This is a genomic window from Alkalinema sp. FACHB-956, from assembly GCF_014697025.1.
Classification (GTDB): Bacteria; Cyanobacteriota; Cyanobacteriia; order Leptolyngbyales; family Leptolyngbyaceae; genus Alkalinema.
Map to the genome: position 1 here is coordinate 276465 of NZ_JACJRC010000002.1, position 16008 is coordinate 292472.

Here is a 16008-nt window from a genome sequence, read left to right on the forward strand (position 1 = left end):
TAGGTGTCCCAGTGGCCCACAACCGCGCGATTGACTTGTTTTTCAAACACTCTAGCAAAAAATTTTCGTCAAAACTTTTTGCTGTAGAGGGCGAGTCTAATTTGACCTGCCATTGTTAAATTAATCTGATTTGATGAGCGTTTTTATTACGAATCTTTAAATTCGTTAGGCTCGTTACATTTTTACTTGTGGTTGCTAGGGGCTGACCGGACTGCCTATCTTAGCGAACTCTTGGCTTCCTTGGCCTGGAAAAAGTGCCTGGAAAAAGTTGAGACCCCCTTGATTCGTGTGGAATGAGTTATTTTGTCAACAATTGCGGTGGTCGGTTCGGGACATACCTTGAAGTCCCGTCTGAGTCGCGCAAGGACTGGGAGGGGATGGCGGAACAACAGGTATCCGAGCATGAATGCGTGGAACTTTCAGGACAAAAAATCTGTCGTTACAATCGACTTGGTTTAATTGTTCTGGCAAGTTGTTCTGGCAAGTTGGTCTGAGAAGATTGGTCTAACAAGTTAGTTTGATTGTTCTAGCAAGCGTGTGACGCAGAAGGAAGAAGCACCCATGGGAAGCAGCGGATGGAGATGTTGGAGCCTGGGGGTTCTCGCCAGTGGGGCGATCGGCTGGGCTGGGGGATCTCCGGCTCAGGCAGCGGAGCAAGTAACGCTGCGCTTTGGCCCCTTTGAACAGGTGGTCAGCGTGGCGGAGGTAGAAGCCTATGCCAAAACAGGTAAACTCTCGCCGAGTCTGCAATTTTTCTCTGTCGTGCTGACGCCGGAAACCCGCAAGGCGTTAAATACCAGGCTGGATCTGGATCCCAAGGTCAGTAGCCAAGTCGTGGGCGATTTATTGAAGTCCCCGGCTGGGCAACAGTTGATGCAAAATTTGCAATCGGCGGCACCGGGTTTGACCGTAGAGGCGATCCAAGCCGGGGTGACGATCGCGGCAAAGCAGTTCGGGGGACTGGATGCGATCGGGGTGCTCAAGGCCATTCCCCAAAAGAATATTACGATCGACCTGTCGGAAGCGGCGGCACTGGGTTCCAAGTTGAATTTGACCTATTGGCAAAGTCAGGCAACGAGTACGTTGTTGCAGCGCAGTTTGGCTGTGGAGAAAACGAACTTTTCTGCGTCGTTCGATCCCAGTTTGCCGGGAAAAGGGACCGTCAGTCAGCAAACGATCGTGCTAACCGACTCTCGCCGCCAGCGATCGCTCCCGGTGGATTTGTATTTACCGGAAACCGTACAAGGGCCGATCGTCGTGATTTCTCCGGGATTTGAATCGAGTAAGCAATTCCTAACCTATGTGGCACAGCATTTGGCGTCCCATGGGTTTAGTGTGGTCGCCATTGATCACCCCTCTGTGTTTCAAAACCAAACCCGACCGACGTTGAATCCCGAAAAGCTTTTACCCCCGCAGGAGTTACTCGATCGTCCAAAGGATGTTTCCTTTGTCTTGGATGAGTTAGCCAAGCGAACGGAGTTGTCCGGGAAGGTGAATGCGCAAAAGGCAATCGTCATGGGCCATTCCCTGGGTGGCTATGGGGCGTTGGCACTCGCAGGGGGTGAAATTCAGTTGGATGAGTTGCGCCAGTTTTGTCAAAAGAGCAAAATTATTCAGCGTACCCCGGCGGATTGGTTGCAATGTTCGGGGACGGAACTGGCGGGAAACCGGATTAACCTGCGGGATAGCCGAGTGGTGGGCACGATCGCGCTCAATCCTGCGGTGGGCAAAATCTTTGGTAAATCGGGACTCTCGCAGGTGAAAACGCCAACGGTAATGCTGGCCAGTACGGATGATAGTTTGACGCCACCATTGACGCAGCAGTTACAGCCGTTTATGCAATTGCCAACACCTAAGTATTTGATGACGGCGATCGGGGCGACCCATTTGAGTGTGAGCGATCGGGAGCGCTTCCAAGTCGGGGCCGCAGCGCGAACCTTGGTGAAGGAAAAGGTGGGTGCGGAGGTTGATCCATTGCGGCGGGCTGTGCTGGGCGTGAGTTTGGCGTTTGTCAAGCAGCAGACCCCGGAGGCGGAGAAATATAAGCCGTTTTTGAGCGCGGGCTATGTGCAGTCGATCGCGACGGCGGGAATGCCGCTACGCATGAATTCGGAGTTACCTACTGGGGTGACGCGGTTACTGAAGTTAGCGGGGATGGTTTAGATAAATCAACTAGGCCAGTCAGTTAGGCAAATCAGTGCGTGCAATGCGCGGCTGGGCGGACGAATCTCGGTAAGATAGAGAATCGTTGTCAATGGGAGCGCGATCGCAATGCGAGTTTTGGTCATGGGCGGAACCCGGTTTATCGGGGTATATCTGACGCGGTTACTGGTGGAGCAAGGCCATGAGGTCGTGTTATTCAACCGAGGCAAAAAGCCCGCGCCCGTGGAAGGGTTGCGGGTGATTATTGGCGATCGCACCCAGCCGGAAGCCATCCAACAACTGGCGGGGGAATCCTTTGACGCCATTTTTGACAACAATGGGCGGGAATTGAGCGATACGAAGCCTTTGGCCGATTTGTTCAACGGTAAAGTCAAGCATTTTGTCTATATGAGTTCGGCAGGGGTGTACCTCAAGTCCGACCAAATGCCCCACATTGAAGGCGATGCAGTGGATCCCAAAAGTCGCCACAAGGGAAAAAATGATACGGAAGCCTACTTGGCTGCCCAAGGGTTACCCTTTACGTCCATCCGTCCAACCTACATTTACGGGCCGCAGAACTATAACGATTTAGAAGCTTGGTTTTTTGATCGAATTCTCCGCGATCGCCCCATTCCCATTCCCGGCCACGGTCAACACTTTACCCAATTTGGCCACTGTGCCGACCTCGCTGCGGCCATGGCGAACGTGTTGGGCAACGATCGGGCGATCGGGCAAATTTACAACGTTTCTGGGGAGCGGGAAGTCACCTTCGATGGGCTCGCCAAAGCCTGTGCGGTGGCGGCAGGGAAGGATCCCGATAGCCTGAAAATCGTTCACTTTGACCCCAAAGCCTTTGATTTTGGTAAGCGCAAAGCCTTCCCCATGCGGGCCCAGCATTTCTTCTGTTCGATCGAAAAGGCCAAGGCGGAACTGAACTGGCAGCCACAATTTGATCTCGTTTCTGGTCTGAAAGACTCGTTACAGAATGATTACTTAGCCTCTGGGCGCGATCGGGCGGAGATTGATTTTGCGATCGACGATGAAATTCTGGCAGCGGTTGGTTAGGTTTCAGCACCACTAGGCGCGATCTCATCAGATTTTCCAATCCCAGGAGTCAGTTTTTTGTTGATGCAGGTGCTGACACTGGAAGGGATAATAGAGACTCTGAATCCAATTGATTGATCGCTGCTACAGATCCGATCCCCCTTAATCCTCCTTAATCCTTAATAAGGGGGACTTTGAAGCTCTAGTTCCCCCCTTATTAAGGGGGGCTAGGGAAGATCGAAGCCCAGGCTATCAACGATATTTTCAATTGAATGAAGCCAAATCTATTCCGCATTTAGACGTTCGATCGTTTCTCAACTCGTTTTCTCTACCATTCCCCAATCCTTCCCTAACCTTTTGTCTTTGCTATGGCTTTTTACATTGCTCCCCGCTTTCTAGAAAAATTAGCCGTTCACATCACTAAGAATTACCTGGACTTACCCAACGTCAAAGTGCCGCTGATTTTGGGTGTCCATGGCCGCAAGGGGGAAGGCAAGTCGTTCCAGTGCGACCTCGTGTTCCAAAAGATGGGCATTGAGGTGGTTTACATGTCTGCGGGGGAACTGGAAAGCCCCGATGCAGGCGATCCAGCCCGACTGATTCGCCTACGCTATCGGGAAGCGGGGGAACTGGTCAAGGTGCGGGGCAAAATGGCGGTGTTGATGATTAATGACATCGACGCGGGGATTGGCCGGGTTGATCAGTTAACGCAATACACCGTCAACACGCAATTAGTCCACGGCACGTTGATGAACATTGCGGATAATCCGACGAATGTGCAGCTACCGGGAAGTTACGACAGCGAACCGACGAAACGCATTCCGATTATCGTGACGGGCAATGATTTTGCAACGCTATATGCACCGCTGATTCGCGATGGGCGGATGGAGAAGTTCTATTGGGAACCCGATCGAGCCGATCGCGTGGGCATCGTCAGCGGTATTTTTGAAGTCGATCACGTTGCTCGTCGGGATATCGAAACGCTAGTTGATACCTTTCCCGATCAGTCGATCGATTTCTACGGGGCACTACGGGCGAGACTGTACGACGAACAGGTTGCGAAATTAATTAGTTCGATCGGGTTTGAAAATATTTCCGCCCGTGTAGTTAACAGCAAGGAAGCGCCACCGGAGTTCCATCGTCCCGATTTTAGCTTGCCGCACTTGATCGAAGTGGGCCATGCCATGGTGCGGGAGCAAAACCGCATTCAGGAACTGCGCCTAGTACAAGCCTATAACCAAAGCATCAACCCGAACGTTAATCCAAGCATTCACTCAAGCATTAATCCGAGTATTACCCCAAACACCCAGCGATCGACCCAGGACACCGATCGACCCGCATCATCCCCAGCACCCCAGAGCTATCCCGGTATGCCTTCATCCACCCGACTCGATCCGGCGATGGTGGGTGAGATTAACCGCATTATTGGTATGGGCGATCGTATCGGTATTGAATACGCCGATCCTCGCCGTTTTCGGACGGGTTCCTGGACTTGCTACGGTACCTTTGAGCAGGATCCCAGAACCGCGATCGCGGCCTTGGAGACGTGCTTGGACGAGAAGTCTGGGAATTACATTCGCCTAGTAGGGATTGGCAAACGCGATCGTAATCGGCTGACGGAAATGATGGTTAATCGTCCAGTAGGATTGATGCCCTAGGGGTTATATCCAAAGGGTTTAATCGCATTCCAGACCCAATTACCAGACTCAACTAATGGGTGATTGAAACCTGTGGTGATTGAAACCGATATTGCAACCGATCACGAACCCACTAAATCTCCGGATAAAAACTCGACCTCCCTGCCACAAGCACAGGAAGGCCGAATCTTTATAGTTGCGCTTAATTTAGTCTAACCTGTATAACCTCCTCTCAGACCGAGTTGGTCGTTTTTAGGTCAATAACATCGAGAACGTTAGCTACAGAACTCCCTGAAACAGATCGCGTTCCATAAGGAGACTAACTAACCGAAAGACTAACTAACCGATAAACTACAGTATCTAACAACGATCTAACAGAATTACGTTCCTCAGATTTAGCGAGTTTGGTTAGAGATGCCCTAACGATGAACCTTCATGACGGCATGAAAATTCGGGAAGTTAGAAGAGACATTGCTCTCATGTGAATTGTGGAGGAATTACTGTGATCCAGTTGCGATACTGTCTGAACCCAAACTAGAAAAGTTCAACATGGCGTCAGTAGAGAGCGCCAGCTATGAACATCAAACGTACAACTTGACAGAAAACTATACTCAGTATCCCTTCGCCACACTCTTCCCTCTTATAGGTTGAGCGTTCTAAGAGTTGGGCTGAATTTGCTGACATTGCAGCGTTAGGCTTTTTAGGGATATTCAGCGCCGATTCTCTTTAAGCAGCAGAGGAGGAAATCGGGGGAATAGATTTGAGTAGTTTTGAGAAACGAGCCAAAATGCTCTTGTAGAGATTAATTTTGACCTCCTATTTAATTTGTGAAGTGAACGATTGGACTGTTTGGGTAGAAGCGATGGTGTGTTTGCTTCTTGATTACTAAGATAGCCCCAATAAGAGGTAAATGGGAAGATGTAGGAACAAATGTTTACGATCGAGTGAGTGGATACCTCTTGTAGATACCTCTTACAAAGCGGCAGATTCCTGGAACGCAACTAACGCAACCGATTCCTAGAAGACAGCAGATTCTCGGCAAGCAGAGACTGGCACCAGCAAAGAAAGGATCCATTCGATGTCTAGCCCTGGTGTGTTGAGTCATTCTCCGTTAAGATATCTGCCTGGGTAGCATGATCTGTACAGTCAAGTGGGCTGGTGTCCCAAGACCAGTAGCCGAATTCAGTGAATTTAGGTATAACTAACAAGATTTACTAAATCTAAAGAGTTTTTAGCTCACAGGGGAAATTCATCCTAGGTTGTCCATTATGGACAGCGATTGTCCATTTTTGATTCTTTCCAATCATGATTCAACTGCAAACCAACTCATAGCTCGATCACAGCCGCCAATGCCAAGTCTTCAGGGTGTCTAGGTGGCATAGCGTTCATACTTCACTAGCTGCGTCCTACGACAGCTCTTGTTAGCCTGAATATCTTGTTTTTTCTAAGTTCGATTAGGATTTTTCTCAATAATTCAGGCGTGTGACAAATACTACACTCGATCGGATTGTCCTGAAAGCTATACGCCGGGACGCAATTTAGTAGTAAGATCCAGCCCTGTCTAGGTTCCCCCGGTCGCGATCGATCTGCGATCGTGTGTTGAGTTCTGGTAATTCTGAATGTTTAATCTTCGTCGTCGCACATCTTCTTCCTATTCCAGTTCTTACTACGGATCCCGTAAGAAGAAACAGCGCATTCCCAAGTTGTGGATTATTGCAGCTATCCCCCTAGGAATTTTGGCTCTTGAAATTCTTCTACGGATGGGAACCAGTATTTTAGGCAAAAGTGATGAGTTGACGGCCTATGTGGGCGAGCCTGAAATTGCCGCAAATTATCACCTCAAACCCCTCAATCAAGCGGGCCAGTCCATGCAAGGGATCTCCGGCCATGGGAGCCTAGCCATTCAAGAAACCCCCCTCACTGGCTTCAAATTAGTTGGCAACCAAAAAAATGATGCGGTTCAAATTAATGCCCAAGGGTTTCGCAGCGGGGACGCTGTTAACTTAACTAAACCTAAAAATGAAGTCCGGATTTTTGTTTTGGGGGGATCGTCTGCCTTTGGGCAGTTTAATAGCAGCAATCAATCCACCTTTGCTACGCTGCTAGAAGCTCGCCTAAATCAGCAAGTCCAGGAACAAAAGAGTAATACGAAGAAATTCCGGCCAGATGTCTTGCCCTACTATGCGGACGAACTGGAAAAAGCGCTGAAGTTACCCCCCAAAATTCGGGATGGGCAGTATCGCGTGATTAATGCAGCCGTACCGGGCTATACCTCCGGCAATACCTTAACGCAGGTGGCTTCGCAGATCCTCGCTTACCAGCCCGATGTTTTAGTGGTGATGAATGGCTATGGAGATTTACTGCTGCCCAGTTCCCAGGAAGCGGCCAGCATTGAAGTCACCGATCGACTCTTATCCGATGCCTCTGGACATTTCATAGCAAGTTTGTCCCAGGGCATGGGTGACTTTTTCTCCAGCCTTTACTTGGTCAAAAGTGTGCAGTATTGGTTGCTAAAGCCCCAATCTTCGATCGAGCAGTTGGTTGATCCATTGTCGAGTTCCACGCAAGGATTGGGCGATCGTCTAGCGGCCAAGCCGGAGGAACTTAATCTTCGAGTCGATCGCTATGGTAAGTATTTACTGCAACTGGCGCGTCTGTCGGGGGCGTCCAAAGCTTCATTGGTGGTGGCATTACAACCCGAAGTGACCCAGCGAGAGTCTCTCACAACCAAAGAGAAGCAGTTGGTCGATCGCTTGGGAAGCAACTATCAGCAGCGGGTTCAAGCAGGGTACCAACAGCTACAAAAGACCGTTGAACAGGTCAATAAACAGGTTCCTGGGCTGACCACTGCTAAATTGCAAGATGCCCTCAATCAGGTTCAAGGCGATGCCTTCCAAGATCCGATTCACCTGACGGATTCTGCCAATCAAGCCATTGCCGATCGGTTATATGACACGATCGTGACGCAACTACAGGTACAACCTAAACCCTTTACAGGGGGGCAACCCTAGGCCAAACGTTCAATCAGCCATCCTGCCCAACCAGCCAGCCCAGCCAGCCCCATCAACATCCACCATCTAGAAGATCGGATGGACATCTAGAAGAGAGGACGGATCAAGCTGGCTGTTCTGTGGCTTGGGTTTGAGGCTGATTGTCAGCGTTGCTGGAGCCTCGTAATTAAAATTTATCCTCTCCGAAATTTAGATATGGCAGGCTGTTATTAACTAGAGAACACAAAATGGGAATTCTGAGATTGTCTGCACGATCGCAGAATTTCCAGCCTTCTCCAACATTCATCCCTATGCCACAGTTGCCTCGCTCCATTTTTGCTGTCACTGCGCTAGTGACCCTCGGGATCGCTCCTGCGGTTCAAGCAGGCCCAGCCGTTCCTAGGGTTCAATCGGATACAGCCGTCCCCATTACGCGAATTTCCTTTAACAGTGCAGCCGGTGATTTTACCCATCGGACAGCCATTTTTACGGTACCCGATCGGGATACGACCGTTTCCGCCTATGGGGGCAAACTACGGCGCTACGATGTCCACATTGCCAAAATGATCGAAATTACCCATACCCAATGGTGCAGCGATCGGCCCAAGTTTGAAGGCGTGTATTGGAACTATCGAGCCGATGATGGCAACATCGAGATGGGGAAATTTTACGTCACTTGTAAATTGGCCAAACAGATGGTCTCGGCCTATGGGCTAGGGCGATCGGAGCGAACAGTGATGTATTTCAATCCTGGGGATGTCAAAGATACCGCTGATATTCCAGTTCTCAATCTGAATGGCGACAAAATTCCTAAATTTATCCAATGGGTGAAAAACTTTAAACCCCAATCCAGCTAAGCCTCAATCTAGCTAAGCCTCAATCTAGCTAAGCCTCAATCAGCCCCCCTTGGAGCTTAGCTCTAGTTCCAGCCCAATTCAAGTTCTAGCCCAATTCAGCTCCAACCCAGTGAAGTTTCAATCCAGTGAAGCTCCAGACCCGTTAAACTCCAGACCCGTTAAACCTCAGTCAGTGGCCCATACTTTTTTGCGATTTCGGGAGTAGATGCTCTATGCAAGAAATTCGTCTATCTGTTCCTCACTATTACCAAATCGATAATGCCGAAGAATTTTTCGGGCCCGGTTGGCGGCAGTGTAACCTGACGGCCCATGCGATGGCGCTCAATTATCTTCTGAAGGGATTACTCAGTCAGAAAGCCGCAGAAATGGGCTATGAGCAACCCGAAAGTTACTACGGCTACCTCCTCAATTCCTATGGGGATACCACCAACCACGATGCCCATACCGCCTGCATCAAACAGGAATTTGGCCTTGATTCCGAATGGCGTATGGATTTGACCCGAGAGATCATCACTGAACAACTCCAAAAATCAATTCCAGTACCCGCAGGCATGGCCTACAAAAGTTCGGGTCACATCATTTGCATTGTAGGGGTCAATGATAAAGGATTTCTGATCCATGATCCCTATGGAACGCGGTTGGGAGCCAATGATGAATACGACGTGGGAGTCGGTGGAGAATACGATTTCTATTCCTGGAGCTTACTCGATCGGATTTTCTTTGTGGATGGCCCGCAAAGTGCCTGGGGGCGAATCTTCAAGATACCTTCTACTGCAACCAGTGCCGCTTCAGCGTAAGATGAACAGGTTTACGCCTGTTGTCTCTTGTTCATGTCTGAAGCCTTTTACGGGTCGGTTGACTCCTGCAATCACCCATTGCCTCCCGATCGCACGTCCATGCCCTTAGTGGAGCAGTTACAGCAGTGCGCAGGCCGGAGCTACGCCCCCTTCCATACACCGGGTCATAAGCGGGGGAAGGGGGTTTCGGCTGAATTTCGATCGTTGCTGGGAGAGGCGGCTTTCTGTGCCGATCTGCCCGAACTGCCAGAACTGGATAATCTGTTTAACCCAGAAGGGGTTATTCAACAGGCCCAAGCGTTAGCGGCTGAAGCCTTTGGAGCCGATCGCACCTATTTTCTAGCCAATGGTTCAACGGCGGGATTGCTGGCTGCGATTTTGGCAACCTGCCGACCAGGGGACAAAGTAATTCTGCCGCGCAATGTCCATAGATCGGTGATTTCTGGATTGATTTTGGCGGGAGCTGTTCCGGTCTTTGTGTTACCGGACTACGACAGTGCCGTAGACATTGCCCATGGTGTTGCCCCTAGCACGATCGCGCAAGCTCTGGCAGCCCATCCCGATAGTCAGGCGGTTTTACTCGTTTCCCCCACCTACTACGGCACCTGTAGCGATGTGGCAGCCATTGCCCAACTGGTTCATCAATGGGGCTTACCGTTGATTGTTGACGAAGCCCATGGAGCCCATTTTGCATTCCATCCAGCGTTACCCATTGCAGCATTACGGGCAGGGGCCGATCTGGTTGTTCAGTCCACCCACAAAACCCTAGCTGCCCTGACTCAGGCTTCCATGCTGCATTTGCAGGGTGATCGCGTGTCGCCCGATCGGATTGCCCAAGCGTTGCAACTCGTGCAGTCCACCAGCCCAAACTATCTCCTGCTGGCCTCCTTGGATGCAGCCCGAATGCAGATGGCAACCCAAGGGCAAGCGCTGCTCGATCGCACCCTTCACCTCGCCAATGATGCCCGATCGCGAATTGCCCAAATTCCTGGACTACAAGTCCTGGGGATTGATCGGGCCACTACGCCGGGATTTGTTGCCCTTGATGCCACACGATTAACCGTTATCGTGACAGGCTTAGGCATTGACGGATTTGCGGCGGATGAAATTCTACATCAGGAACTGGGGGTGACCTGTGAGCTTCCTTCGATGCATCACCTCACGTTCATCATTACCCCTGGCAATTCCCAGGCGGATCTCGATCGCCTCGTCACCGCGTTAGACACTTTGTCCCAACGATGTCGCGCTGCTGCCCAGGTGACCTCAGCCCGATCGCTACCAACCTTTCCCACAACAAATTTGCAGCACCCAACTGCCTATTCCCCACGGGATGCATTTTTCGCACCGAGCCAAAAATGTGCCATCGCCGAAGCGATCGGATACCCCAGTGCGGAACTGGTTTGTCCCTATCCACCGGGAATTCCTGTTCTAATGCCAGGGGAAATGATTACTACAGCGGCGATCGAATATTTACAACATATTCAAGCGATCGGTGGATTTATCACAGGTAACAGTGATCCCGAATTAAATTATTTACAAGTAATTATGGAAAAATAATTGCTCGTCCTTCATCATAGTCCTTCATCATGGTTCCTCATCATAGTCAATTCTGGATCCCGCAGTGATGGACTGGCAAGCGTCAAGCAGCGGTCGATCGTTGATTGAACTACAAAAAACCTAGCATTCTCAATAGCTGGAGAATACTAGGTCTGATTGTCGGATGATTAGCGATCAGATGCTATTCGGTTGGGCTGACCTGTGAGTGATTCTATCGTGCCTTACTTCACAACAACAGTGCCGTTCGCTACAGCCGATCGACTCACTTGATTGGTCATCAGAACTTCGAGCCCTTCAATCCGCTCACTCATCAGGTTGAGAGCCTGCTGCAAACTATCTCCTTGGGCTGCAACGGGAGCCATCCGCCCAGGATCAACCCCTGGATTGCGGGTCAGCAGGGCTGGATTTTCTTGGATTTGACGCAGCAAATCGGGATCCAACTCCAAGAGATCCGGCGAGAGGATGGGGGGACGACCGATCGGGAAGTTGATCTGGGCTAGCGTGATTTGGGAACCGCCAGTGGCCGTGGGTAACCCATAGGCCAGTTGGTCGAAGTCCTCGCGGGTGCGGGCGGCAGGGGCAGGGGGGACCGGGGGAACGGTGTAACCCTTGGGTAGAAAGGTGCCCCGTTGTTGTGGCGTGACCAGTAGGTTAAAGCTATTGGAACCAAAGGGGGATGCCAGAGACAGCGTGGCATAGCCTCGAACTTCCACATTGGCATTTTCTACGACACTTTTTTGGGTGACGTCCGGTTGCAGGATAAATAATCCCGTGTCACCGGGTTCGATCGTAAAGGTATAGGTCCGGCTCGTTGCCCCCGATAGGGTTGGGATGAGCAAGCTATTTGTGCCATTGGCATCCAGAAAGGCTAATAGAGGTTGGCTATTTAAATCAACCGATTGGGCTCGGAAATTAAGCCGTAAGCGAGCTGCAACGCTAGTATTGAGGTTCGTAATCGTTAAAAAATAGCCTTGAACGATCGTCCGACCTGCACCCAAAATATCGGCTTCAGGTTGTACGAGGGGCTTAACGAGCAATTCATAGTTGGATACAACTGAGGAAATAGCCATTCTTGTCAATCTCCAGGATTAAATAAATGGATGGATTGTCGTTCGATTGGGGTAATGCCATCCGGGATGTTTTTAGTGTCGTCGCCGATCGAACCCTTTGACAGTACCCGCGTGGGTGATTCCTTAAATTTTTATGAATGTCAATATGGAGAAATCTTTCCGATGCATAAGCTGCGTAACGTTGCTATATAACGATGATGGATAACGCTGTATCGATCGAACCACAATTTCAACGGCTTTCTTCTAGCTGGGTTGCGATTCATCCCCATCCTAAGGGAATTATTCAATTTATTGGTGGTGCATTCTTTGGTTCGTTTCCAACCTTGAGTTACCAGTATTTTCTAAAGCAGCTTTTTCAAGCAGGATATACAATCATTTCTCTGCCCTTTCGGTTTACGTTTAACCATTGGTCAGTGGCTCTGGATTTGTTGGAAGAACACTATGCGGTTCGCTTGGGAATCATTGAACAGTTGGCAGAACTACCGGATAAACCCGATCGGGCTTACGACTACCGCCCCTATTTAGCAGCGTCCAATTATTGTTGGGTTGGGCATAGTCTAGGCTGTAAATACATTGCCTTGCTGGAATTGCTCAATGATGGTTCGGATCAGGTTTTGCAGGATATGGCAGCGATCGCGGATGCCCAATCTGAAACCCAAATGATCCAGTACCGCTTACAACAGATGGGCGAGCGGTTAGAACAACGGTTACAAAGTTTGCCAATTTGCGCAACGTTATCGGTCGCAGCGATGCCCGTGGGAATTACCGACCAAGCGTCATTACTCCTCGCGCCTGTCATCCAGGACTTAAACGCGGCTATTCCCCTACCCTTTCTCCAGCGGGCTTTCCAGAATGTCGGCTTGCAAGTTTTGCCCACCGTGGAACAAACCTATCAACTCATCGATCGCAGTCAGTCATTTAATCTGACTCGGTTGATTACCTTTGATGCCGATAAACTCGCGATCGAAACCTGCGATCGCTTGCTCCAGAGACATCCCAACGCACTCTTTCAGGCCCTAAAAGGGAAACATTTGGAACCCGTTGGCATTCAGTTAGGGCGTTCCATCGTGGATTTTAATCCGCTGGATAAATGGAGTGAACCGATCGTCGATCGGGCATTGGAACCCGTTGTCATAGGTGCTCTGGAAGCACTACAGCAGATCCAAACTCAAGTCATCCAGCCGACCCTCATTAGACAGTGAGGAGGTTTGATGGATAACCATCAAAAAGCTGTTGTCGCAGGCATTGACTCAACCCCCAACGACAACAGCCATCCTTTCTACAGACTATAGACCTGCATTTGCCAATCCAGCGTGAGCTTGGTCACCCCCATAGGCTATGCCGTCGATCAACGTTCTCGCCAATCCACTGGCTGGCCTAAAACGGAATCTGACTCAAATTCGGTTGCATTTTCGATGGCAGAGACTTGAGATATTTCAAAAACGCAAACAACTCTGCCTCGGTCAACTCCGCCCGCGTCCGCTTGCCATAGGTTTCTTGAAGATAGGCGCTTCCCTGCTTCTTCGTCCAACCGATCCGATCGATCTCCGCCCCAATTTGCGCGATCGCATCCGACAAATCCATCGGGGGTTCCGCAGGCTCCGCAGCCATAAACGCTGGCTCCTCCTCCGGAATATATTCATACTCCATTGGTTCAAACGCCTCCACCGGCAAATCCATCGGTAAATCCATGGCGCTCGCGCCTGGGATGGCAGCCACGAGCGGGGATACTGAACTCGCAACAGTGACCTCCGCCTCCCGATCCAACACGGCTACCGACGCGATCGGATCCTCTGGATTCCCCTTCTCCAGCTTGGCCTTCTCCGCCTTGGTCTTGCGCTTCGGCGTCGCAGAATTGGCCCCCGGTTCAGCATTCACCCCGCTATCCCCACTGGCAGCTCGGCTAGTAACTCCACTGGTTGCTCCACTAGCAACCCCAGGGATCCCCTTGGCAACCGAGACATCCACCCCTGGCCTTGCGATCGAACCTGCGATCGGCCCAGCAACCTCGGCGATATCTGCCATGGGAACCGCCATCGATGACATATTCGATGACACATTCGATGATACATAGGGAGCCGTCGCCGAAATGCCCAACACCGCCAACACCCGAATCCGGGCCCGATCCTCCGCCGCCTCCACCGTAGACGCACTCGCCAGGGCAGAGGCCAAAGCACGCCCCTCCACTTCCACGATCGCCTTCACAATAAACTGGTCACCCTGGGCTTGCACCAGATCCGACAGCAAGCAGCCCGTTGCGTAATGGGCCCGGAGTTGATTCAACAGCGCTTGACTGGATAAAACCGCACGGAAATTGGAAACGGATTCAGCGGAACTTGCAGCCGCTAACGGCGTTGTGGGAGCAGTTGCCAACATATTCATACTGTTTGTGGTAGGTAAGGACAGACAGTTTCTGCGATCGCAGTTCGCGGGAAGATTTGAATCAGAACGATCGGACTCAATAGCCAACCCCAAAATTGATCCCAGAAAATGATCAGTTATTTTAGGCTCAAGCGTAACGGATCTTAGCGCCTTTAAAACAATTTCCTGAAAAATCTCCGAATCCTGATCCCATCCTCGTAATCCATTCGCCATCACAGCTGGGGCCTAATCGCCTCGATCGTCCCCAGATCCCATTCCATAGCCCGACCCGTCATTCTCCCTACCCCATTCAGGAGGTTCTTGAGGGATCCATGACTTAGTTGCCTGTTTCTTGGCCCATGATCTTGGCCCATGATCTTGGCCTACTGTCTCAGCCCATTGCCACCGATTTGGCATCTTTGGCGTCTTTGGCATTGACTTGTCATCGACTTGTCATCGACTTGTCATCGACTTGTCATCGATAAGGTTGTTCACGCTACCCGCACAATCCGGTCACAGTTGTTATAGTTAAGGCTTAAAGATTTTCTTAATAAAATCCGGGGGCGAGAGATAAAGCAAAATGGTGTTTAAAAATGCATCGATGGCAGGTCAAGAACCAATGCGGGTTAACTTTGAGCGGCAGCTCAAGCGGGTTCAGCGAGACGTTCTCAAAATGGGTGCGCTGGTGGAGAACTCCTGTTGTCTGGCACGGCAAGCCCTATTTGATGGCGACTTAGATGCTGCTGACCAGATTAATCTTCAAGATAAAGAAATCGATAGTCTATATAAGCAGATTGAACTTGACTGTGTAAACTTGATCGCCCTCCAGTCTCCGGTTGCCCAGGATCTCCGCCTCCTGAGTGCCATGATGCAACTGGTGCGTGATTTGGAAAGAATTGGGGACTATGCCAAGAATCTGGGCGAAGTTGCCGTTCGCCTGTTCCCCTACGAAAATCCACCCCACCTGGATCAAGTCCAAGTCATGTTCGATCGCTGTCGCGCGATGCTAGCCATGAGCTTGGCGGCCCTTTCGGATCTGGATGCTGAATCTGCCCAAGAAATGAAGCTCAAGGACGACACGATCGATTCAGATTACGAGATGCTCTATAACCTACTGACCTATCGCACTGAGGTTCAGGGAGTGATTGAGCCGATCGTCCTCCTTGTCCTAGCGATCCGTCACCTCGAACGCATTGCTGACCATGCCACCAACATCGGCAAGCGGGTGTCCTACATCGTTACCGGGCAGCGCTAAGCCTGTGTCACTGGGCAGCGTGATAAAGCCCGTTGTAGAGGCTGAGGGCAGCTGAGGGGGTGCTGGAGGGTGCTGGGGGTAACTAGACAGCGCTAGACAGCGCAGCACCTGCGAAGACGGCGTTAGGCCCCTCTCAGCTCTCTGCTCGGCCTTCTTTCAGCCTGATCTTCTTTCAGCCTGAGTTCATCTCGGTCAATCAACATTTCCAGAGATCCAACAGACCCGTCTTGGATCTTTTGTGGCGATCGGGTTGACAGAGCGATCGGGTCTGAGGAACGATTATATAGACAGTGCGGAA

The 16008-nt window shown here is 50.7% G+C and carries 11 protein-coding genes; 9 read left to right on the forward strand and 2 right to left on the reverse strand.

The window, feature by feature from the left end; translation table 11 throughout:
• The first annotated feature begins 561 nt into the window (after nucleotides 1-561).
• From H6G21_RS04605 to H6G21_RS04635, 7 genes are all read left to right on the forward strand, one after another.
• On the forward strand, nucleotides 562-2163 hold the full coding sequence (locus H6G21_RS04605) for an alpha/beta hydrolase (protein WP_190571003.1): 1602 nt from the start codon (nucleotides 562-564) through the stop codon (nucleotides 2161-2163).
• A gap of 108 nt (nucleotides 2164-2271) precedes the next feature.
• On the forward strand, nucleotides 2272-3207 hold the full coding sequence (locus H6G21_RS04610; RefSeq protein WP_190571006.1) for an NAD-dependent epimerase/dehydratase family protein: 936 nt from the start codon (nucleotides 2272-2274) through the stop codon (nucleotides 3205-3207).
• 347 nt (nucleotides 3208-3554) lie between these two features.
• Nucleotides 3555-4844, forward strand: coding sequence for an AAA family ATPase (locus H6G21_RS04615; protein WP_190571008.1), 1290 nt, complete (start codon nucleotides 3555-3557; stop codon nucleotides 4842-4844).
• 1598 nt (nucleotides 4845-6442) lie between these two features.
• On the forward strand, nucleotides 6443-7834 hold the full coding sequence (locus tag H6G21_RS04620) for an SGNH/GDSL hydrolase family protein (RefSeq protein WP_242041641.1): 1392 nt from the start codon (nucleotides 6443-6445) through the stop codon (nucleotides 7832-7834).
• Between the two features lie 227 nt (nucleotides 7835-8061).
• Nucleotides 8062-8670 (forward strand): hypothetical protein, encoded by a 609-nt coding sequence (locus tag H6G21_RS04625; RefSeq protein ID WP_190571010.1) that lies wholly within the window; start codon nucleotides 8062-8064, stop codon nucleotides 8668-8670.
• Nucleotides 8671-8882: 212 nt separating this feature from the next.
• The gene (locus H6G21_RS04630) at nucleotides 8883-9467 is read left to right on the forward strand and encodes a C39 family peptidase (protein WP_190571012.1); all 585 of its coding nucleotides are present in this window, start codon (nucleotides 8883-8885) and stop codon (nucleotides 9465-9467) included.
• 99 nt (nucleotides 9468-9566) lie between these two features.
• Entirely contained in the window at nucleotides 9567-11024 is a 1458-nt protein-coding gene (locus H6G21_RS04635) for an aminotransferase class I/II-fold pyridoxal phosphate-dependent enzyme (protein WP_190571266.1), read from the forward strand.
• Between the two features lie 221 nt (nucleotides 11025-11245).
• Here the strand turns inward: H6G21_RS04635 and H6G21_RS04640 are convergent, their stop codons facing one another.
• On the reverse strand, nucleotides 11246-12094 hold the full coding sequence (locus H6G21_RS04640; protein ID WP_190571015.1) for a hypothetical protein: 849 nt from the start codon (nucleotides 12092-12094) through the stop codon (nucleotides 11246-11248).
• Nucleotides 12095-12288: 194 nt separating this feature from the next.
• Between H6G21_RS04640 and H6G21_RS04645 the strand changes: the two genes are divergently transcribed.
• Nucleotides 12289-13296 (forward strand): DUF1350 family protein, encoded by a 1008-nt coding sequence (locus H6G21_RS04645; RefSeq protein ID WP_190571017.1) that lies wholly within the window; start codon nucleotides 12289-12291, stop codon nucleotides 13294-13296.
• A gap of 175 nt (nucleotides 13297-13471) precedes the next feature.
• On the opposite strand, the gene H6G21_RS04650 is transcribed toward H6G21_RS04645, so the two are convergent.
• A complete protein-coding gene (locus tag H6G21_RS04650; protein ID WP_190571019.1) occupies nucleotides 13472-14470 on the reverse strand; it encodes a hypothetical protein in 999 nt (332 codons plus the stop codon).
• A 565-nt stretch (nucleotides 14471-15035) separates the two neighbouring features.
• On the opposite strand from H6G21_RS04650, the gene phoU reads away from it, so the two are divergent.
• Entirely contained in the window at nucleotides 15036-15710 is a 675-nt protein-coding gene (phoU, locus tag H6G21_RS04655) for a phosphate signaling complex protein PhoU (RefSeq protein WP_199307012.1), read from the forward strand.
• Nucleotides 15711-16008: the final 298 nt, after the last annotated feature.

What these genes read in the sequence shown, in the direction of transcription:
- H6G21_RS04640 (WP_190571015.1), bottom strand. Translation starts at nt 12,094, where the DNA reads ATGGCTATTTCCTCAGTTGTATCCAACTATGAATTGCTCGTTAAGCCC.
- H6G21_RS04610 (WP_190571006.1), top strand. Translation starts at nt 2,272, where the DNA reads ATGCGAGTTTTGGTCATGGGCGGAACCCGGTTTATCGGGGTATATCTG.
- H6G21_RS04605 (WP_190571003.1), top strand. Translation starts at nt 562, where the DNA reads ATGGGAAGCAGCGGATGGAGATGTTGGAGCCTGGGGGTTCTCGCCAGT.
- H6G21_RS04620 (WP_242041641.1), top strand. Translation starts at nt 6,443, where the DNA reads ATGTTTAATCTTCGTCGTCGCACATCTTCTTCCTATTCCAGTTCTTAC.
- H6G21_RS04615 (WP_190571008.1), top strand. Translation starts at nt 3,555, where the DNA reads ATGGCTTTTTACATTGCTCCCCGCTTTCTAGAAAAATTAGCCGTTCAC.
- H6G21_RS04635 (WP_190571266.1), top strand. Translation starts at nt 9,567, where the DNA reads ATGCCCTTAGTGGAGCAGTTACAGCAGTGCGCAGGCCGGAGCTACGCC.
- phoU (WP_199307012.1), top strand. Translation starts at nt 15,036, where the DNA reads ATGGTGTTTAAAAATGCATCGATGGCAGGTCAAGAACCAATGCGGGTT.
- H6G21_RS04625 (WP_190571010.1), top strand. Translation starts at nt 8,062, where the DNA reads ATGGGAATTCTGAGATTGTCTGCACGATCGCAGAATTTCCAGCCTTCT.
- H6G21_RS04630 (WP_190571012.1), top strand. Translation starts at nt 8,883, where the DNA reads ATGCAAGAAATTCGTCTATCTGTTCCTCACTATTACCAAATCGATAAT.
- H6G21_RS04645 (WP_190571017.1), top strand. Translation starts at nt 12,289, where the DNA reads ATGATGGATAACGCTGTATCGATCGAACCACAATTTCAACGGCTTTCT.
- H6G21_RS04650 (WP_190571019.1), bottom strand. Translation starts at nt 14,470, where the DNA reads ATGTTGGCAACTGCTCCCACAACGCCGTTAGCGGCTGCAAGTTCCGCT.